This window comes from Seonamhaeicola aphaedonensis, from assembly GCF_003386195.1.
GTDB classification, from domain to species: Bacteria; Bacteroidota; Bacteroidia; order Flavobacteriales; family Flavobacteriaceae; genus Seonamhaeicola; species Seonamhaeicola aphaedonensis.
Genome location: NZ_QRDX01000004.1, coordinates 329,467 through 349,877, shown reverse-complemented (window position 1 = coordinate 349,877; position 20,411 = coordinate 329,467). Strand labels below are relative to the sequence as shown.

Below are 20,411 nucleotides of genomic sequence, written 5' to 3'. Positions count from 1 at the left end.
AAGAAAGTGTTTAGAGTTAGTCTTTAAATAGAAAATAATTAATTGTTAAAGCTGTTTTAAATGAAACGGGTTTTTTTATCTTTATTTTTTTAAGATTTATAGTTATGTATAAAACATTATTGTTAGTGCTAACAGTATTATATACCACTTGTAACACAGCACAGAAATATAATCGATCAAATGATATTGGTTCTATAGATTCAGATAATACAGTTATATCCCAAAGTATAAGTCCAGAAGAGCATGAAACTTCTATAGAAGCTAGTATGAAATTCAATATGGAGTATTTGGCTTCAGATCATTTAGAGGGCAGAAGTACGGGAACAAAAGGTCTTGAAAAAGCAGCGGTTTTTATTGAAAATTTCTTCAAGAATAGCGGAGTTAAACCCTATTTCAATACCTACAGAGATACTTTCAATATAAAAAAGCTTGTTGGATATAATATAATAGGTTTTGTTGAAGGTCAGGATGTGGAACTAAAAAATGAATTTATAATTCTAGGGGCTCATTATGACCATATTGGAACTGCAAAAGTAGTAGACGGAGATAGTATAGCGAATGGAGCTAACGATGATGCTTCGGGTACAGTAGCAGTTATGGAGTGGGCAAAATATTTTGCTCAGAATAAAACTAATAAACGCAGTATGCTTTTCACGTTGTTTGACGCTGAAGAGATGGGGCTGAAAGGTTCTAATCATCTAGCAAAGCGTTTGCAAAAGGAGGGTTTGAATCTCTACACGATGATTAATTTTGAAATGATAGGTGTGCCTAGGGCCAAAGAAGAAACTATGGCTTACATTACTGGATATAAAAAATCTAACATTCCATCTAAGTTAAATGAATATGCTGGCTCTGAAATTATTGGTTTTTTTTCAAAAGCTAAAGAGTATCAGTTATTTATGAGATCTGATAACTATCCTTTTTATAAACAGTTTGAAATTCCTGCACATGCTATCTCAACTTTTGATTTCACAAATTTTGACTATTACCATCATGTAGATGATGAAGCAGATAAAATGGATTACACACATATGGCTAACTTTGTAAAAAGTATGATTCCTGCTATAGAGGGAATGACAAATAGTGTGTCTAAAGAAATTAAATTGAACAATGAGTAATAAGAACGTCATCATCACAGGGACTAGTAGAGGGATTGGTTTTGAATTAGTGAAACTATTTGCAGAGGCTGGTCATAAAGTCCTAGCATTATCTAGAAATGAAAAACCGATATCTAATTTAGGTTTAAATAATGTAACTGCTTTTTCCTTCGATTTAAGTAGTCCGTTAGATTATAAACGTGTTGAGACCTTTATAGATTTGAAGTTCAAGAAGGTTGATATTCTTATTAATAATGCTGGAGCATTACTCAATAAACCCTTTGCAGAAACCACTATGGCAGATTTTGAACAAGTTTATACAACTAATGTTTATGGTGTTTCAGAAATGATTAGAACTTGTTTGCCTTTTATGGAAGCAAAAAGTCATGTGGTTACTATTAGTTCTATGGGAGGTGTTCAGGGTAGTTTAAAGTTTCCTGGTTTAGCAGCCTATAGTTCCAGTAAGGGTGCCGTAATTACCTTAACAGAGTTGTTAGCGGAAGAATACAAAGAGTCTAAAATTTCATTCAATGTATTGGCTTTAGGTGCTGTTCAAACAGAAATGTTAGAAGAAGCTTTTCCTGGTTATCAGGCCCAAATTACTGCATCTGAAATGGCACAATATATCTTCAATTTTTCTCTTACAGGAAATAGATATTATAACGGAAAGCTTTTGCAAGTCTCAAATTCCACGCCTTAAGTAATTTATGAGCCAATACAAATGTATCATCTTCGATTGTGATGGGGTTTTAATTGATAGTGAATCTATTGCTATTGGTGTTTTGGTTGATATGGCTAACGGTCTCGGAGCCAATATGGATTTTAAAGAATCTTTAATCAATTTTAAAGGCAAATCGTTAAACTCATGTATGGCAATTATTTCAGATCTATTAGGGAAGCCTATAGGTAATGATTTTGAGAGAGATTATCGTGTTCTTTCGTTTGAAAAATTCGAAAATGAAGTAAAGCCAATTAAAGGAATCAAAGAAGTTCTTAAAAATTTAGAGGTACCATTTTGTGTAGCCTCCAGTGGACCTGTAAACAAAATAAAACTTAATTTGGAAGTTACAGGTCTTTTACCCTTTTTTGGTAATAATATTTTTAGTTGTTATACCATCCAAAAATGGAAACCGGAGCCAGACGTATTTCTTTGGGCAGCACAAACAATGGGTTTTAGCACAAACGATTGTTTGGTAGTTGAAGATAGCTTATCGGGAGTGAAAGCTGCTATAAATGGTGGGTTTGATGTGTTTGGATATACAGAACACGATTATAAAGACGAATTAAAAACTTTAGCTACCTATACCTTTGATAGTATGGATAAGTTTTTAGATATGATTTAATATCCATTATAAAACAAAAAGCTTCCAAATAGGGAAGCTTTTTAATCTTTTTTAATGATTCAAAATTACTTTTGTCCTTTTTTAAATCCATAGATATTTTGACCAATAAAGTCTTTAGGAAATTTATCATCGCCTTTAAATCCAATCTCTATGGTACCACTATCTTCAGGAATGTAGTTTGTCTTAAATATGTAATCCCAAAGGCTTAAACTAATGCCATAATTAACGCCATACTTTCCTTTTGGTAATGTGTAAGCATGGTGATACAAATGCATCACAGGATTATTAAAGACGTATTTTAGAGGGCCCCAAGTTATTTTAATATTAGAGTGATTAAAATGCCCAATAGCAATGGTTATAAAGTGGATAATAAAGGCTTGTTCTGGTTCAAATCCACCAATAAGCATAACTCCAAAGGTTTTGAGAGGTTTATACAATACATTTTCCATCCAGTGGTATCTTAAATGGGCTGCAAACCCCATTTCCTTTACACTGTGGTGTACTTTATGAAATTTCCAAAGGAAAGCGTATTTATGGAGTAAAACATGTGTAAACCATTGAACAAAATCAAGAATTATAAAGAATATTAAAAGTTGCCCCCACATTGGCCATTGCGAGATATCAAACAAGGCAAATGTTTTTGCAGTAATGTTTATTTCGGCAAACAAGAGTCCTAAAATCTTATAGAAACCACTAATAACGATAGAAAAGATGAAGAAGTTAAAGAACATATAGAAACCATCTAACCAAAAATCTTTTCTGAAAATAGATTGATTTTTTCTCCAAGGAAATGCTATTTCTAACACCCAAACGGCAAGAGAAATAACCACAAGACCCCAAAAATAATTTGTATACCACGGAACTTCAAAAATTATGGATTTCCATGTCCATTCAACCGTACCTGTAAATGCATTGACAAATGCGTCTAAATATTTATTCATGACTACTTTATATTATTGATTTTTATAATAATTAATCTTTTAACTCATACCAATCTATATCTGTTAAATTAGAACGTCTTCCAACTTCTGGCGGTGGGTAATTGGTTACCAAATAATTTACAATTATACTTTGGTTATTGCCTAAATCCCAAAGGTTTTGTGTTTCTTGCATCCATTTAATGGTGGCATTCCACCGTTCTTCATTCATCCTATTTTGAATGACCAGTTTTGCTGAATGACAATTGGTACAGTTATTAACAACGGTCATTAGCCCTTCGGCCTCAACTAATCCAGTTCTCACATGAATTCCATTTTCAATTTTATCAGAGTCTTCTTCAACGGCAACATAGACTGGTGTTACAGGTTCTTTTTTAAAATTAAATAACCCGGGACTTATTGAATATATAACAAGTAGCCCGCCTGTAATTATGAATAGACTGGAAAATAATGCCGTGAGCTTGTAAACTTTTCTTATATACTTTCTAAAATCTTCGTCTTTAGACATTAGATATCTATTTTACTTTAACAGCAATTCTATGGCAAGCGTTATTTAAATAGCCTTTAGGGTTCCACCCAGGCAATAACATAGGTTGAGACACACCATTGGAATCTGTAGCTTTAGCCCAAACTTCGTAATAGCCTTTTTTTGGAAACGTAACTTCTGCTTTAAAATGTTGCCAAGCCAATCTGTTTACTGGTTTTTCAATTTTGCATATTTGCCAAGTAGCACCAAAATCAATAGAGTATTCCATTTTTGTAACTTCTAATTCTCCGGCCCAGGCATGACCTCTTATTTTTAATGCATTTCCTTCATTAATAATAGCTCCAGTTTTTGGGTCAGTAATTAAAGATTTTACGGGCATTGATTCTATAATGCACATATTTTCATCTTTTACTTTTTCACCAGGAGCAACCGGTTCACATGGTACTCTGTATGCGGTTCCTGTCATTTTAGTACCATCATGCACTTTATTTCTAATGCTAATTCTATTTATCCATTTTCCTGAAACCGAAGCAGGCCAACCACCAGCAACAAGTCTTAAGGGATAACCATGAGCTATCGGAATATCTTTACCATTCATTTTAAACGCTAAGAGTGTTTCGTCTTGAAGGGCCTTAGACATTGGGCAGCCCCTTGAAATTGGTTCTTTTGTAGGGTCCATACTTAAATGAATATCTGCTGCATGGTATCCTATATAGACAGCGTCACTTTCTATACCGGCATCTTCTAAAACATCTTTTAAACGAACACCAGTCCAATTTGCACAGTGTACTGCACCAACACTCCATTGGTTTCCTTTTGCAGGCGGGTTAAACTCATTTCTACCATTTCCACCGCATTCTAAAGTTAATTGGTAGGTATATTGCTTAAATTTAGTTTTTAAATCTGCCAAAGAGTATGTTTTTTTGTTGGTCACAGACTCTCCATCAATGGTTAATGTCCAAGCTTTAGCATCAATATCTTTAGGTATCAGCCCATTATTTCTAATAAACATACAAGCGTTTGGAGTGACAGCGTCATCTAGGAGATGTGCTTGTGCTTCAATATTCCAAGGCTTGTCATTTAAAACTACCATGTCTTTATGTTTATTGAACATTTTAAATGGATCTGGATCTTGTAATGCCAGAGGAATATAATCTTCAGGCAAGTTGAGTCCGTAAACAATTTCTGCTCCAATGATAGTTGAAATTGTGCCTAACCCTGCTCTACTTATGAATTCTCTTCTCTTCAAAATTATTTATCTAAAATGTAATTAATGTTTTAAACATGCCTAGAATTTGATGTAAGTTAATTAAAAAAATAAACCCTTATGAAACAAAAGTTACATTACAACTTATTGTTGTGTAGTACTTTACAAAATATTTAAATAAGTTTATTATGAAAAAAGATTTTGAAACTAAGTTTACAGCATGGTCATTTATTGCTGCAGCTCTTATGTTATGGGGTGGTTGGGTATTATCTTCACATCATGTTGGTGAATATTTTGTAGCCGAAGACTTTACAGCCATTGGAGAAAATGTTTGGTATTGGATTTGGATGTATCGCATACATATTTTTGGCTGGGTTACAATGGCTATAGCTATGTTTGCAATAGTTGCGGTTATAAGTAAAAAACCATTTAGGGTACTCGTATTACCAGGAGCAGGTATGGTGGTTGTAGGTACTTTTACTTTGGCAATTGCAAATGCGTATTACTATAATTATGGTGCCTGGGGTGTTGGTCAAACTGCTGGTAAATCGGTCGCTGAAATTAAAGAATTCATGAACAGTATTTTGTACACAAATCAATATGTTACATGTTTCATTCGTTTTGGACGTATTTTCTCTGGAGTAGGCCTGGTGTTATTAGGGGCTGGTTTAGTAAAATGGAAAATTGTTAGTGCATGGTTAGGTTGGTTCACAATTTTATTTGGGTTGTTAGCTATGGGGATTATTTTATTGATTCCTGATAACTTTGAAGTATATAAACCAATGTTTCATGTAAAAGTAATCTGGTTAGCAGTTATGGGTGTTTTCTTGCTAAGAAAAGGTGTTAATCTTAACGAATCATAGCTTTAATTTTAAGGTGACTAATTCTAAAAGGCTTCCTTGTATTTTGAGGAGGCCTTTTTGTTGCTCTAATGAATATATTTTAAAATTATATTCTATTCTTAATTGAATTCTTGTAATTTTACATCAATGCAAACCCAAATTCAAGAATACATACCGCAACTAGCCATAGCAAAGGTATTAAAATTGTTAGAGCATGATAATTTGGTAATAAAAATTAAAAAGGAACGTAAAACCAGACATGGAGATTACAGGCCTTTACCTAACGGAAAACATCAAATAACGGTCAATTCTAACCTAAACAAGTATCGATTTTTAATAACCCTAATCCATGAAATAGCGCATTTTGAGGCTTATAAAACTTATGGAAGGTTAATTAAACCGCATGGTATGGAGTGGAGGCGTACCTTTCAGCATTTAATGTTACCATTTATTAACCCTGAGGTTTTTCCAAATAATTTACTGCCTTTGTTAGCTAATCATTTTAAGAATCCCAAAGCTAGTAGTGATACCGATGTTAATTTAGCATTAGCATTAAAACAATTTGATAAACCCAATAATAAAACTTATATTTTCGAAGTTCCGTTTGGTAGTTTATTTAAACTTTACAACGGAAAAATATTTAAGCAAGGTAAAAAGCGGGTAAAACGGTTTGAATGCTTGGAAATAAAAACAGGCAAATTATACCTTTTTAACCCTAATGTAGAAGTAGAAATATTAAAAGATGAATAAAAACTATTACGCCATTTTAATGGCAGGAGGCGTGGGCTCTAGATTTTGGCCGGTAAGCACCCAAGATTTTCCAAAGCAGTTTCATGATATGTTAGGTACGGGAGATACCTTAATTCAAAAAACATTTCAGAGGTTATCGCATATAATCCCAAAAGAGAATATTTTCATTTTAACCAATGAGCGCTATAATAATTTGGTATTAGAACAGTTGCCAGAAGTAGCACAACGTCAAGTGGTTTTAGAACCAGCCATGAGAAATACAGCTCCTTGTATTTTGTATGCTGCTTTAAAAATTCAAAAGGAAAACCCCAATGCGGTTATGATAGTAGCGCCAAGTGATCATTGGATTGAAGACGAAGCTACCTTTGCAAAAAACGTACAAACAGCATTTGATTATTGCTCAAATAATGATGCCTTAATGACACTTGGAATAAAACCAACCTTTCCTAATACCGGTTATGGATATATTGAGTTCGATAAAACATCTTCAGAGGAAATTAAGTCTGTAAACCAGTTTAGGGAAAAACCTGATTACGAAACTGCTAAACAATTTTTAGCTCAAGGAAATTTTTTATGGAATGCGGGCATTTTTATGTGGAGTGCTGCAACGGTCATTAAGGCATTTAAAAATAATCAACCTGAATTATATGCGCTTTTTGAGTCTGGAATTCAAGCATATAATACAGAAAATGAAGGTAGTTTTATAGCAGAGAACTATCCGAAGGCAGAAAATATTTCGGTAGATTATGCCATAATGGAAAAATCTGACAATGTTTGGGTCATTGGAGCAGAATTTGACTGGAATGATCTTGGCACTTGGGGAAGTTTGTATGATAAGCTATCCAATGAAAATCATAAAAATATAGTTTTGAATGCTCAATGTTTGGCTGAAAATGCCGAAGGTAATATTATTAGAACATCAAAAAACAAAGTTGTGGTTGTTGATGGATTAAATGATTATATTATTGTTGACCACGATAATACTCTACTTATTTACCCAAAGAGTAAAGAACAAGGAATTAAACAGGTTCAGCAGCAAGTAAAAAATAAGTTTGGATAAATTTAAATGTAATTTATTACAAAAAATTATACTTATATTGGTGTGTGCAAGTTAATCCAATATCTTTATGGAAGAAAATAAATTTAACTTCAGTGATGAAGAGGCTTCAGGAAAAGATCAGGTATCTCAAAGCAAAGAAGCAGTAAAAAAAGAAGCACGTGGTTTATATGCAAGTGTCACAAAGTTTTTAAGTGAACTCCTTGATTTTAGGGAAGATACCGATAGAGATGCTACTATACTGGCCATAAAAGGAGATATTCCTTTTAAAGGTGCCACAGCTTGGATTTTAATTTGTTCTATTTTTGTAGCTTCAGTGGGTTTAAATGCAAATTCAACAGCAGTGGTAATTGGTGCCATGTTAATCTCACCGCTAATGGGCCCTATTTTAGGAGTTGGATTATCCATTGCAATTAATGATGTAGACACACTTAAAAAATCTATTATAAACTTAGCCACAATGATTGTGCTGAGTTTATTAACAGCATTTTTGTTTTTTAAATTTTTTCCTTTAAGTGAAGACACTTCAGAACTTTTAGGAAGAGTTAAACCAGATATTAGAGATGTTTTAATTGCCTTTTTTGGTGGTTTAGCGCTTATAATTGCACGTACTAAAAAGGGAACAATAGCCTCGGTTATTTTTGGTGTGGCCATTGCTACGGCATTAATGCCACCACTTTGTACTGCAGGATATGGGTTAGCAAAAGGTAATTTTGAATACTTTTTGGGAGCCATGTATTTATTTACCATCAACACAATTTTTATTGCTTTAGCAACATTTTTGGTACTAAAATTATTGCGGTTTCCAATGCTAAAATATGTTAATTCTAAGAAAAGAAAGCGTATTGGGCAATTAGCTTCTTTATTAGCTATTTTGGTTATGATTCCTGCAGGCTTTACTTTTTTTAATGTTTATAATGAGAGTAATTTTAATAGAGATGCCAACTTGTTTATTAAAAACGAATTAGAAGGGTTGCCGCATGCAGAGTACATTAGGAACAATGCCTCTTATGTTTATGATGGAGAGGGTAGGAGTAAAATAGAGTTTAACTCTTTTGGACTTGATGAAATACCTGAAACCACTATTTCTATATTAAAAAATAGAATATCTAATTATCCGGCCTTAGAAAAGAATTCAACACAACTTATCTTTAACCAAAGTACACGTAAAGGTATGGATAACTTCAAGTATATGAAGGAGTTACGTTATAGGGATTCTCTCGATATTCTTTCGCAAAACCAAAAAATTACCTTTCTTGAAGATAAAGTACGACAGCTGTCAAAACTAGAGAAAAATTATATAGCCTTTGAAGAGCTAACCAAAGAGGTAAAAATAAATTACCAAAATGTTGAAAATATTGCCTATTCAAATCTCATTCGGTCAAACTTCGCTCAAATGGACACTATTTCTGTTTTTGAAGTTAAATGGATAGATTCATTAACGAATGAAGCTACTAGAAAATCCGAAAGAGAAAAATTAGAAAATTGGTTTAAGCAAAAATTAAATTTAGAAAAATTAGTTGTAAAGCGAATAAATTAATGTTTTATTCACTTCAACATTATAAAAATAGAACTGCTAGTGCTACTCGTTTTCTTCTAAGTACATTTGGCGTACTTTTTTAAACAGATTAGATGAGTAAACAAAATCTGTAACGGCTTTATTATCGGTTTTAAAAATAGTGTCTTTAGAACCTTGCCATTCTTTTATGCCATGTCTTAAAAAAACAATTTTTTCTCCAATTTCCATAACAGAGTTCATGTCATGAGAGTTAATAACTGTTACCATTTGATATTCATCGGTTATTTCCTGAATTAAATTATCTATGACAATAGCTGTTTTGGGGTCTAAACCAGAGTTAGGTTCATCACAGAATAAGTATTTAGGGTTATTTACTATGGCTCGCGCAATGGCTACACGTTTTTGCATACCACCTGATGCCTCACTTGGCATTTTGTTATGAGCATCCGGCAGGTTTACTCTTTTTAAAACAAAATCGGCTCTATCCTCCATTTCGCTTTTACTCATTTTAGTAAACATTTTTAGAGGGAACATTACATTTTCTACAATGGTCATAGAATCAAATAGAGCACTGCCTTGAAATACCATACCAATTTCTGCGCGTAAATCTCTTTTTTGGTCTTCAGATAATTTAGAAAATATTTTCCCATCATAAGAAATAATACCTTTTTCATAAGGAAAAAGACCTAATAAACACTTTAAAAAAACGGTTTTTCCAGAACCACTTTGCCCTATAATGAGGTTTGTCTTTCCTTTTTCAAAAGAGGTGCTGATACCTTTTAAAACCTCAGCATTACCAAAAGACTTGTATAAATTTTCTACTAGTATCATTAGCCTAACAACATTCCGGTTAAAATATAATTTAATAGAATTATAACCACTGATGTCCAAACAAAAGCGGTTGTACTTGCTTTACCTACCTCTAATGCGCCCCCTTTCATATAAAACCCGTAAAAAGAAGGAATGGTTGCTAATACAAAAGCAAAAACATACGTTTTAATGAAAGAATAGGTAACGTGGAAACCATCAAAATCTGTCTGTAAACCTAAAACGTAATCTTCTAAACTGGTATACCCTCCAAAAACACAAGCTGCCATACCACCCAAAATGCCTAAAAACATACCAATGGCAATAGCAAATGGGTATAGCATCAATGCAATGGTTTTAGGAAATACCAAATAATTTAAAGCGTTAATACCCATAACTTCTAAGGCATCGATTTGTTCCGTAACTCGCATGGTTCCAATACTGGAAGTTATGAAAGAACCTACCTTTCCAGCCATAATAATGGAGGTAAAGGTTGGAGCAAACTCTAAAATTACGGATTGCCTTGTAGCAAAACCAACAAGGTACCTGGGGATGAGTGGATTTTCAATGTTTAAAGCTGTTTGAATGGTTATTACGCCTCCTACAAAAAAGGATATGAAGGCAATAATGCCTAAGGAGCTAATTATTAAATCATCAATATCTTTTAAAATTAATGTTCTCATAACCGACCATTTAGTGGGTTTGCGGAACATTTCGGCAATCATTAAAAAATACCGACCAGTATTATGAAGATATCGCATATAAAAATTTCTTAGTGCTAAAGTAAAAAAAAGTTAATGGTATTTAACCTTAATTTTAAATTATGATGTTTTAAAAGCAGTATTTTTGAAGTAATAAATATTCATTGAAATGAAGCAAGTAATGTTATTGTTTTTGGTTTTAACCATGAGTTTTGTCAGTAAAGCACAGACTAATGCACAAGAATCTCAAGTAGAAATAATTAACGTTTCAAATGACAAACCTAAATTGGTAGTAGGTATTGTTGTAGACCAAATGCGTTATGATTATTTAACACGCTTCTATCATAGATATGGTGAAGGAGGTTTTAAGCGCATGATAAATGAAGGTTTTAATTGTAAAAACAATCATTTTAATTATATACCTACAAAGACAGGTCCAGGACATGCTTCTGTATTCACAGGAACAACTCCCAAAACACATGGTATTATAGCCAATGACTGGTATGATAAACAAACCAAAAAGATGATATACTGCGCTGGAGATACTAGTGTATTGGCAGTTGGGAGTAGTTCTGAGTCCGAGCGTATGTCACCACACCGCATGAAGACAACCACTTTTGCCGATGAAAATCGCTTATTTACCCAAATGCGAGGGAAGAGTATAGGTGTATCAATAAAAGATAGAGGTGCTGTGTTGCCAGCGGGTCACTCAGCAAATGCAGCTTATTGGTTTCGCGGAAAGAAAGAAGGTAATTTTATAACGAGTACTTATTACATGAACGAATTACCAAAATGGGTGCAGGATTTTAATGAATCAAATACAGTCCAATCCTATTTAAAAGAGTGGAATACTTTATATGATATTTCTACTTACAGTGAAAGTGGTAATGATTTAAATAATTTTGAACTTGGGTTTAAAGGTAAAGAAACAGCAACATTTCCGTATGATTTAAAAAAATTGAGTACTCAAAATGCTGGTTTCGACATTATTAAAAACACGCCTTATGGTAATAGTATTGTGGCAGATTTTGCAATTGTAGCTTTAAAAGGTGAAGGTTTAGGAAAAGATGATTATACTGATGTTTTAACGGTGAGTTTTTCAAGTACTGATTACGTAGGTCATAATTTTGGAGTAAACTCCAAAGAAATACAAGATACCTATCTGCGCTTAGATAAAGATTTAGAACGTTTTTTTAATGAACTTGATGCAGAAGTTGGAAAAGGGAACTACACGGTCTTTCTAACGGCTGATCATGGTGCTATAGATGTTCCTTTGTATCTAAAATCTGAAAAAATACCCGCTGGATATTTGAATTTTGATGAGACAAGAAAAAAACTAAGCGCTTTTGTGTTGGATAGATTCAAGTCTAATGATTTAATCGAAAATATAAGCAATAATCAAATATTTTTAAACAGAGATAAATTAAAAATTTTAGGTTTAGATTTAACTGAGGTTCAACAAGCCATTGTAAATGAAATTATTGGTTATGAGCATGTTTACAAAGCGTATTCTGCAACCACTTTAAGTACTACTTTTTTTACAAATGGTATAGAAGCCTTGTTGCAAAATGGTTATAATCAAAAAAGATCGGGTGATGTTTTAGTCATTGAAGATCCAGCATTTATATCCTATCCAAAGACGGGGTCAACCCATGGTAGTGGTTTAAATTATGATACTCACGTACCTTTATTGTTCTTTGGTAATGGAATAAAAAAGGGAGAAACATTCCAAAAAACGGTTATTCCAGATATTGCTCCAACCATATCTGCCCTTCTAGGTATTAGTTTTCCTAATGGAGCCACAGGTAAACCATTAGGTTTTGTTTTAAAATAGTATGAGTAGAGAAAAGGTGTTTTCAATACTGGCAATATTTATTCTTTTAGGTGTTTTAGGATATGAGTATTTTTTGGAAGAGAAAGAGCGCGCTGATATCCAATCTTTAGGTGTAAAGCCAAAAGTTGATACGAATACCTATTTTTTACCAACCAGTACAACAGGTCAAATTATTCATCACAGCAGTTATTCGTTGTCCTATGATGAAGACCACGAACAAGCTGAATGGGTGGCTTATGAGTTAAAAAAGTCTCATTTGTCTACTAGAAAATTTAAGAGACCTTATTTTGAAATTGATAAAGCCGTGAAAACAGGGGCGGCTCATTGGCGCAGTTATAAAAATTCAGGATATGACCGCGGACATTTATGTCCTGCAGGAGACCGTAGCTATAGTAGAGAAGCCCATGATGAAACTTTTTTAACGAGTAATATTAGTCCACAAAAGCATGATTTCAATTCAGGGATATGGAACAGATTAGAGCAAAAAATACGGTATTGGGCGAATAAGTATGAAGGGGTTTTTGTGGTAACAGGTGGAATTTTAAATGGTGAAATGGAAACTATTGGACAAGATGCTGTGTCTGTCCCCAATCAGTTTTATAAAGTACTCATTGATAACAATAAGGTATTACCTAAAATGATTGCTTTTTTAATACCTCATGAAGATTCCGACAAACCATTATATGATTTTGTGGTTTCGGTTGACGACCTTGAAAATTTAACAGGAATAGATTTTTTTCCACAACTGGATGATACTATTGAAAACAGATTGGAAGCTTCTAGTAGTTATAAAGGTTGGAGTTTTAACTAAATTTATTTAACATGCCTTTCCAGCGCAATTGTCTTATAAATTTGCCTTGTTCTTTGGTGACTAACTGTTCAGGTTTTTCTTTTTTTGCTTTAAAAAAGCCACGCATATAATTTATAAACAATTTAAAGTTTCCTTTTTTAAAGGCCAATTTTATAGCAGAAATTAAGGTGATCATAAAACCATAACGCATTTTATACATGGCTTCTCCTTGTAAATATTTAGAAGCTTTATTATAAGATACACCTGTTGGTTTTAAATGTTTCACTTGCAAAGAGTCATCGGTTAAAATTTCCCAGCCATAATATTTAGCTAGTAGTTCGTCAACGGTATCCCAACCCATAGATGGCTTTAAATTACCAATATCTAAAAAGCACTGTTTTCTGTAAGCTTTTAAAGCACCACGAATATGGTCTTTTCTGGTTAGGTTTTCTAAAATCCAATGGCCATTTTTCTCTATATAACAAAACCCAGAAGCCATACCAAGACGTTCATTTTCTTCAAAATGACACGCTAACTTTTCAAGGTAGTTATCTGGAAAAACCAAGTCTGCATCAAACTTACAGATAATATCATAATTATCATCTAAAATGTTATAACCACAATAAAAAGCATTGATGATTTTAGCTCCAGGTAAATGATCATTGGATGATTTTGAATGAACCAGTTTAATGAAATCATGTTTAAATGAATAACTTTCAACAATATCTTGTGTGCTATCGGTTGAATTATCATTAACTACAACAACTTGTTTTGGTATTAGAGTTTGATTGACTAAAGAATCTAAGGTAAGACCAATAGAACTTTCTTCATTATGAGCAGGTATAACAATGTAGAATTTCAATTAATTTTTTTTTAAAGTAAAAGAATTAGTCAAAAGTATTACTTTCGTTGCAAATAAATCTAAAGTGACCTCAATTATAAAGAGACTTTCCCTAGTACTAATCAGTTTTTTTGTTATTTCATGTAGTTCGGAAGATATAATTATTATCGACGAAGAAGGTAGTGTTATCATTGATGAAGAAAAGGAGGAAAATCATGCTTCTAATTTAGTATACGATAATATTTCTGAAGGAAGTTTAAATAGTTTTTTCCATAATGCTTTAATTTCTGATTTATACAATAATATTGAAAGGCAAGAACCAATTGAGATAACTGAATATGACATAGGTAATAATAGAATAAAAACAAATTACGAGCATATAGAAAATTTACTTGTAAAGGCCTCTAATGATCAATCTTGGTTTGTTACTCAGGGCAGAGAAGCTACTGCAGTTGTTGAGGTTAAAAGTGTAGATGTTAATAATGGTTGGGTTAATCTAGGGCAAAGGTATTCTGGATCCTTTAATTCTAAAGTTGGGGCAAGATTAGAGTTTTTTAATCCTTTTGTGAATTACAAAATAATAAATGATAGTCCGTTATTTAGTCCCTATCCAACCCAAGTAGATGAGGGTAATTTTAATTATATTCAATCAGGTGGTTTAATAGAAAAAGCTAATGGAACATACGTTCTACTTACTCCCGTTGTTTTTGGTAGTCATCAAAAAAGAAGTATTTATTACGCCATGAGTTCTAATTTGGAAGACTGGGATTTTAAAAATGAAAAGTTATTAGGAACTGAAACGATATCGTTTGCAAAACCTAGTGGTAATGTATTTTCAGTTGATAATCCGTTTAAATTGGACGATGGAAGGTTGTTAGTTTTACTAGGAGTTGAGCAACCAAATGGTAGTTATACATCTGCTTATATGATTATAGATGAGGGTTTAAATATTTTGCAACAACCTAAGGAAATTATGATTCCAGGGTGGTATGGAGAAAATCAAAACAGTTTCCCTTTAGCGCTTACAAAGTTTAATAATCAATACAGGTTACTGCTTCATAGAAGAAACTCTAGCTTCATTGATAGAGAGATTTATGAATTGGTTTTTTCGGATTTATTTAGTGCTTTAGAATCAAACAAAACTATAGTATCTTCTAAATTGGTACACAGAGGATCTGAAAGCGCTGGTTATTTGGAGGGAAAAGCTGATGATGCATGTTATATTAAGTTTAATTCAGAATTATATATAATTCTTGGAGGCGAGGAGGTAAGCTCTAATTATTTAACTTCTAACAATAGAGAATATGGGCTTATGAGATGGCATGAAAGTTTATGGAAACATGATCCTAGAAGTCCTCTAATAATAAACCCTGTTCAATTGCATAAAAAATATCCAAATTATAATTGGGCATGGGATCATTTAGGAGGTTTTGTATCACCTATTATTCGTAATAATACACTTTATCTATACATGGCTTTTGGAACCGATAACCCCGATTATTACATTACAGGCATTAAAATACCTTTGCAATAGACTTCTAAATTATTTATAAAACTCAATAATGTTTTGAAGTTAATAATATGAAAAAACATTTGTTAACTAATATGTTTTATACTCTTTCAGCATAAACAATATAGTATCTTGGAGTAAACCATCTTAAAATTGGCCTAATACCAATTTTTTTGGTTGGGTTGGACCATTTTTTAGAATCTATAATCTGCCACCCAGTTTTTTCTAACAACCAATCAAATTGCCAATCTTCAAATTCATGATAATGTCTGTCCCATGTATCAGTTTTACTTCTATAGGCTGAAGAAAACCATAATTTAAGAGGCACACTGGCTACCAATTTGTTAGTCTTTATTTCTTTCAGAACAGTATATGGATTGAGTAAGTGTTCAAAAATTTCAAAGGCAGTTACAACGTCAGCTTTTGAGTTTATTATAGTAGATTGATTTTCGTCTAAATCTTCGCCCTTAGTGTTTTCAACAGCATAGCCGTGTTCTATCATGATTTTAGAAAACGGATTTTCTACCCCTAAATCTAAAATGCTTTCAGATTTTGAAATATGTTTTTTTAAAAATGAAATAGTGTGCTTAAAGCGTTTGTTAGGATATGATTGCTCGTACATTAATGATATTAATATTTGTAAACAATAGCATTGATGTGCATACCAGCACCCACACTAGCAAATATAACAACATCACCTTTGGTTAAGCTATGGTTTTCCATTTTATTATTTTTTACCAAATCAAAAAGTGTTGGAACCGTAGCTACAGAACTGTTTCCCAAAGTTTGAATACTCATAGGCATGATGTGCTCAGGAATAAGGGTTTTATAAAGTCTATAAAAACGCTTTAAAATGGCCTCGTCCATTTTTTCATTGGCTTGATGGATAAAAATCTTTTTGACATCTTTAATACCATAACCACTATTATCTAAACAGGTTTTCATTGCTTTTGGAACATTCAATAAGGCAAATTCATATATTTTTCTGCCATCCATTTTAATGTATCGCGTATCTTTACATAGATCTTGATTATTGGAATTTCCAAAGTAGAGATAATATGCTTCGTCGTATGTGAAGCTCGCTGTTTCATGAGCTAAAATACCACCGTCTTCATCGGTTGCTTCCACAATAGTAGCACCAGCGCCATCAGAAAAAATCATAGAATCTCTATCGTATTTGTCTACAACTCTGGATAAGGTTTCTGTGCCTATAACCAAACAACGTTTAGCCATACCAGACTTGATAAAAGCTTTAGCTTGAATTACACCTTCAACCCAACCTGGGCATCCAAATAGAATATCATAAGCCACACATTTAGGATTCTTAATTCGGAGACTATGCTTGATACGAGATGCTAAAGAAGGCAACATATCACTTTGGATAGTGTTGTTTTTTACATCTCCAAAATTGTGTGCAACTATTATATAATCAATAGTTTCGGGGTCTATTTTAGCATCTTCAATGGCTTTTTCAGCAGCAAAAAAACCAAGATCAGAAGAATTGTGATGAGGCTTAGCGTAACGACGTTCAGCAATACCTGTGATAGCCTCAAACTTTTCTACGATGACTTCGTTAGGAGTATTTATACTAGAACCATCAGTATTTAAAAATTCATGATTATGAAAACTTTCATTTGTCTCAATGGTGTCAGGTATAAAGCTTCCAGAGCCTGTAATCTTGATATTCATAGAACGGTGTTTTGCTATTAATTTTTAAATTTGAAAGCTAAGATACTGGCATTAATAAAAAACTCAGTTTTAAAGTGTTATTCATTACGATGTTCAACAACCTAAATTATGCTTCAACATATTCTTCAATTGGAGCGCAGGAGCATATTAAGTTCCTGTCTCCATAAGCGTCATCAACACGTCTTACACTAGGCCAAAATTTATTGCTTCTAAGGTATTCCAAAGGAAATGCTGCAAATTCTCTAGAATACGGGTAGTCCCATTCATCAGAAGTAATCATTTCTAGGGTATGAGGCGCATTTTTCAAAACATTGTTGTTGTCCTGGTTTGAAAGTTGTTCTATTTCATTCTTTATGGAAATCATAGCATCACAGAACCTATCTATTTCCTCTTTACTTTCACTTTCGGTTGGTTCAATCATTAAAGTACCGGCTACTGGGAATGAAACCGTTGGCGCATGAAACCCATAATCCATTAAACGTTTAGCAATATCAGTCACTTCAATCCCATTAGCCTTAAACGGACGGCAGTCTACAATCATTTCGTGAGCGGCTCTACCTCGTTCTCCAGAGTATAGTGTATTGTAGTGCCCATCAAGCCTATGTTTAATATAATTAGCGTTAAGGATAGCTACTTTGGTAGATTCTGTGAGTCCTTCAGTACCTAACATTTTTATATAGCCGTATGAAATTAAACATGCCAAAGCAGAACCAAATGGTGCTGCAGAAATAGCTGTGATTGCTTTATCACCTCCAGTTTTAAAAAGGGGGTTGCCCGGAAGGAAAGGCGCTAATTGTTTAGCAACACAAATGGGTCCAACTCCTGGTCCACCACCACCGTGTGGAATAGCAAATGTTTTATGAAGGTTTAAATGACATACATCGGCACCAATATTTCCAGGATTGGTTAAACCAACCTGCGCATTCATGTTGGCTCCATCCATATATACCTGTCCGCCATTATCATGAATAATTTTGGTGATTTCTTTTATGTTCGATTCAAAAACTCCGTGGGTCGATGGATAAGTAACCATTAATGCTGCTAAATCATCCTTGTGTTGAATAGCTTTTTCACGTAAATCATTCACGTCAATATTACCCTCGTCAGTAGATTTTGTCACAACTACTTTCATGCCTGCCATAATAGCACTTGCAGGATTAGTACCATGAGCAGACGAAGGAATTAAACAAATATTCCTATGGGCTTCACCACGAGATTCATGATACGCCTTAATTACCATTAAACCAGCAAACTCTCCCTGAGCACCAGAGTTTGGTTGAAGTGATGTGGCTGCAAAACCTGTGATTTCGGTTAATTGATTTTCTAAAGTTTTTAAAACTTTTCTGTAGCCTCTAGCTTGTTTTTTAGGCGCAAACGGATGGATGTTCCCCCATTTAAACCAACTTAGTGGCAGCATTTCAGAGGCTGCATTTAATTTCATGGTACAAGACCCTAAAGAAATCATGGAATGGTTAAGCGATAAATCTTTACGTTCTAAAGATTTAATATAGCGCATCAATTGTGTTTCAGAGTGATGTTGATTAAACACATCAAGTTCTAAAAAAGGTGAAGTTCTTTTAACGGATTCTTCAATATTATCTGCTGGAGATACTTCAGAAAGAATTATAGTTTCTTTGTTGGCTGCTTCTGCAAAAACTGAAATTAAATAATTGAGATCTCTGATGGATGTGGTTTCATTAATTGAAACTGTAACCGTGTCTTTATCTGGGTAGCAAAGATTAACTTTCTTTTTAGTTGCTACTTTTTTTATTTTTCTGGCTTTGGTTTTTATTTGAAGTGTATCAAAAAACGATATGTTTACTTGTTTATAACCAAAACTTTCTAAAACTTCGGCTAATTTTGAAGCTTTATTATGAACTTTGTTAGCAATGAATTTTAATCCCTTTGGACCGTGATAAACGGCATACATGCCTGCCATAACTGCCAGTAAGACCTGAGCAGTACAGATGTTGGAGGTTGCACGGTCTCTTTTAATATGTTGCTCTCTGGTTTGTAGGGCCATTCGAAGCGCCCTATTACCATTGGCATCTTTTGTAACCCCAATAATTCGCCCTGGAATTTCCCTTTTATAAGCCTCTTTTGTAGCAAAATAAGCCGCGTGCGGACCTCCATATCCCATAGGAATTCCAAAACGCTGCGTAGTGCCAACAACTACATCAGCACCAAAATTACCTGGAGCTTCAAGTTTTACTAAACTTAAAATATCAGCAGCTACAGCAACTTTAATTAGTGCTTCTTTGGCATTTTCAATAAAAGATTTTATGTTAGTTATTTGACCATCTCTTCCAGGGTATTGCAAAATAGCCCCAAAGAATTCTGATGAGAAATCAAAACTTTTTTCGTTGCCAACTACCAATTCAATACCTATCGGGGTTGCTCTGGTCTCTAGAAGAGATAATGTTTGTGGTAAAATATTATCGGAAACAAAAAATTTGTTGACACCTGCTTTCTTTTGATCACGTTCACGTACAGCAAATAGTAAACTCATAGCCTCTGCTGCAGCTGTACTTTCATCTAGAAGGGAAGCGTTTGCAATTTCCATTCCAGTCAACTCTGTAATCATGGTTTGGTAATTCAAAAGCGCTTCTAAGCGCCCTTGTGCAATTTCTGCTTGATACGGAGTATAAGCTGTATACCAACCAGGACTTTCTAGTATGTTCCTTTGAATAACTGCGGGCATAACTGTTGGGTGATACCCTAAACCAATGTATGTCTTATAAGCTTTATTTCTTTTTGATAAATCATGAATATGAAGTAAATATTCATGTTCTGTCATTGGCTCTTCTAAATTCAATCCGTTTTTTAAACGGATATCTGCGGGTATGGTTTCATTTATTAATTGATCTAATGACTCAAGACCTAAAGTCTCCAACATTTGTTTTTGATCATTTTCATTAGGGCCAATATGACGTAAAGCAAAAGCGTTTGTGTTCATTTAGTTGCAAATTGTTATACAATTTGCAAAAATACGCATTATT

General features: G+C 33.5%; 19 protein-coding genes. 10 read left to right on the top strand and 9 right to left on the bottom strand.

Annotation, left to right across the window (positions count from 1 at the left end):
- The first annotated feature begins 104 nt into the window (after window positions 1-104).
- Genes DFQ02_RS09185 through DFQ02_RS09175 form a run of 3 tightly spaced genes read left to right on the top strand, consistent with a single transcriptional unit; the run spans window position 105 to window position 2,440 of the window.
- On the top strand, window positions 105-1,118 hold the full coding sequence (locus tag DFQ02_RS09185; RefSeq protein WP_116524124.1) for a M28 family metallopeptidase: 1,014 nt from the start codon (window positions 105-107) through the stop codon (window positions 1,116-1,118).
- Window positions 1,111-1,797 (top strand): SDR family NAD(P)-dependent oxidoreductase, encoded by a 687-nt coding sequence (locus tag DFQ02_RS09180; protein ID WP_116524123.1) that lies wholly within the window; start codon window positions 1,111-1,113, stop codon window positions 1,795-1,797. Before DFQ02_RS09185 ends, DFQ02_RS09180 begins: the two co-directional genes overlap by 8 nt.
- Window positions 1,798-1,804: 7 nt before the next feature.
- On the top strand, window positions 1,805-2,440 hold the full coding sequence (locus DFQ02_RS09175; protein WP_116524122.1) for an HAD family hydrolase: 636 nt from the start codon (window positions 1,805-1,807) through the stop codon (window positions 2,438-2,440).
- Between the two features lie 65 nt (window positions 2,441-2,505).
- Here the strand turns inward: DFQ02_RS09175 and DFQ02_RS09170 are convergent, their stop codons facing one another.
- The 3 genes from DFQ02_RS09170 to DFQ02_RS09160 are packed head-to-tail and all read right to left on the bottom strand — an operon-like array spanning window position 2,506 to window position 5,114.
- Window positions 2,506-3,381, bottom strand: coding sequence for a sterol desaturase family protein (locus DFQ02_RS09170; RefSeq protein ID WP_116524121.1), 876 nt, complete (start codon window positions 3,379-3,381; stop codon window positions 2,506-2,508).
- A gap of 31 nt (window positions 3,382-3,412) precedes the next feature.
- A complete protein-coding gene (locus tag DFQ02_RS09165) occupies window positions 3,413-3,886 on the bottom strand; it encodes a monoheme cytochrome C (RefSeq protein ID WP_116524120.1) in 474 nt (157 codons plus the stop codon).
- Window positions 3,887-3,893: 7 nt separating this feature from the next.
- On the bottom strand, window positions 3,894-5,114 hold the full coding sequence (locus DFQ02_RS09160; protein ID WP_116524119.1) for a sulfite oxidase: 1,221 nt from the start codon (window positions 5,112-5,114) through the stop codon (window positions 3,894-3,896).
- 146 nt (window positions 5,115-5,260) lie between these two features.
- Between DFQ02_RS09160 and DFQ02_RS09155 the strand changes: the two genes are divergently transcribed.
- From DFQ02_RS09155 to DFQ02_RS09140, 4 genes are all read left to right on the top strand, one after another.
- Entirely contained in the window at window positions 5,261-5,935 is a 675-nt protein-coding gene (locus DFQ02_RS09155) for a hypothetical protein (RefSeq protein ID WP_116524118.1), read from the top strand.
- A gap of 126 nt (window positions 5,936-6,061) precedes the next feature.
- Window positions 6,062-6,664 (top strand): SprT-like domain-containing protein, encoded by a 603-nt coding sequence (locus DFQ02_RS09150; RefSeq protein ID WP_116524117.1) that lies wholly within the window; start codon window positions 6,062-6,064, stop codon window positions 6,662-6,664.
- The gene (locus tag DFQ02_RS09145; RefSeq protein ID WP_116524116.1) at window positions 6,657-7,724 is read left to right on the top strand and encodes a mannose-1-phosphate guanylyltransferase; all 1,068 of its coding nucleotides are present in this window, start codon (window positions 6,657-6,659) and stop codon (window positions 7,722-7,724) included. The genes DFQ02_RS09150 and DFQ02_RS09145 overlap by 8 nt, the downstream gene beginning before the upstream one ends.
- Window positions 7,725-7,791: 67 nt before the next feature.
- Window positions 7,792-9,261, top strand: coding sequence for a DUF389 domain-containing protein (locus DFQ02_RS09140; RefSeq protein WP_116524115.1), 1,470 nt, complete (start codon window positions 7,792-7,794; stop codon window positions 9,259-9,261).
- Window positions 9,262-9,303: 42 nt separating this feature from the next.
- Here DFQ02_RS09140 and DFQ02_RS09135 read toward each other — a convergent pair whose 3' ends face one another.
- Window positions 9,304-10,071, bottom strand: a complete 768-nt coding sequence (locus tag DFQ02_RS09135; RefSeq protein ID WP_116524114.1) for an ABC transporter ATP-binding protein — start codon at window positions 10,069-10,071, stop codon at window positions 9,304-9,306.
- On the bottom strand, window positions 10,071-10,808 hold the full coding sequence (locus tag DFQ02_RS09130; protein ID WP_116524113.1) for an MlaE family ABC transporter permease: 738 nt from the start codon (window positions 10,806-10,808) through the stop codon (window positions 10,071-10,073). Before DFQ02_RS09130 ends, DFQ02_RS09135 begins: the two co-directional genes overlap by 1 nt.
- A gap of 109 nt (window positions 10,809-10,917) precedes the next feature.
- Between DFQ02_RS09130 and pafA the strand changes: the two genes are divergently transcribed.
- Window positions 10,918-12,582, top strand: a complete 1,665-nt coding sequence (gene pafA / locus DFQ02_RS09125) for an alkaline phosphatase PafA (protein ID WP_116524112.1) — start codon at window positions 10,918-10,920, stop codon at window positions 12,580-12,582.
- Window position 12,583: 1 nt separating this feature from the next.
- Window positions 12,584-13,393, top strand: coding sequence for a DNA/RNA non-specific endonuclease (locus DFQ02_RS09120; RefSeq protein WP_116524111.1), 810 nt, complete (start codon window positions 12,584-12,586; stop codon window positions 13,391-13,393).
- Here DFQ02_RS09120 and DFQ02_RS09115 read toward each other — a convergent pair.
- On the bottom strand, window positions 13,386-14,234 hold the full coding sequence (locus tag DFQ02_RS09115) for a glycosyltransferase family 2 protein (protein WP_116524110.1): 849 nt from the start codon (window positions 14,232-14,234) through the stop codon (window positions 13,386-13,388). The two genes, DFQ02_RS09120 and DFQ02_RS09115, sit on opposite strands and share 8 nt — an antisense overlap.
- Before the next feature lie 64 nt (window positions 14,235-14,298).
- Here DFQ02_RS09115 and DFQ02_RS09110 point away from each other — a divergent pair, with 64 nt between their 5' ends.
- Window positions 14,299-15,747, top strand: a complete 1,449-nt coding sequence (locus tag DFQ02_RS09110; protein ID WP_116524109.1) for a hypothetical protein — start codon at window positions 14,299-14,301, stop codon at window positions 15,745-15,747.
- A gap of 76 nt (window positions 15,748-15,823) precedes the next feature.
- Here DFQ02_RS09110 and DFQ02_RS09105 read toward each other — a convergent pair whose 3' ends face one another.
- The 3 genes from DFQ02_RS09105 to gcvP form a co-directional block, all read right to left on the bottom strand.
- Entirely contained in the window at window positions 15,824-16,345 is a 522-nt protein-coding gene (locus DFQ02_RS09105) for a class I SAM-dependent methyltransferase (RefSeq protein ID WP_116524108.1), read from the bottom strand.
- An 8-nt stretch (window positions 16,346-16,353) separates the two neighbouring features.
- Window positions 16,354-17,412 carry a 3-oxoacyl-ACP synthase III family protein gene (locus DFQ02_RS09100; RefSeq protein ID WP_116524107.1) on the bottom strand — a complete coding sequence of 353 codons (1,059 nt, stop codon included), beginning with the start codon at window positions 17,410-17,412 and terminating at the stop codon, window positions 16,354-16,356.
- Between the two features lie 106 nt (window positions 17,413-17,518).
- A complete protein-coding gene (gene gcvP, locus DFQ02_RS09095) occupies window positions 17,519-20,368 on the bottom strand; it encodes an aminomethyl-transferring glycine dehydrogenase (RefSeq protein ID WP_116524106.1) in 2,850 nt (949 codons plus the stop codon).
- Window positions 20,369-20,411 lie beyond the last annotated feature (43 nt).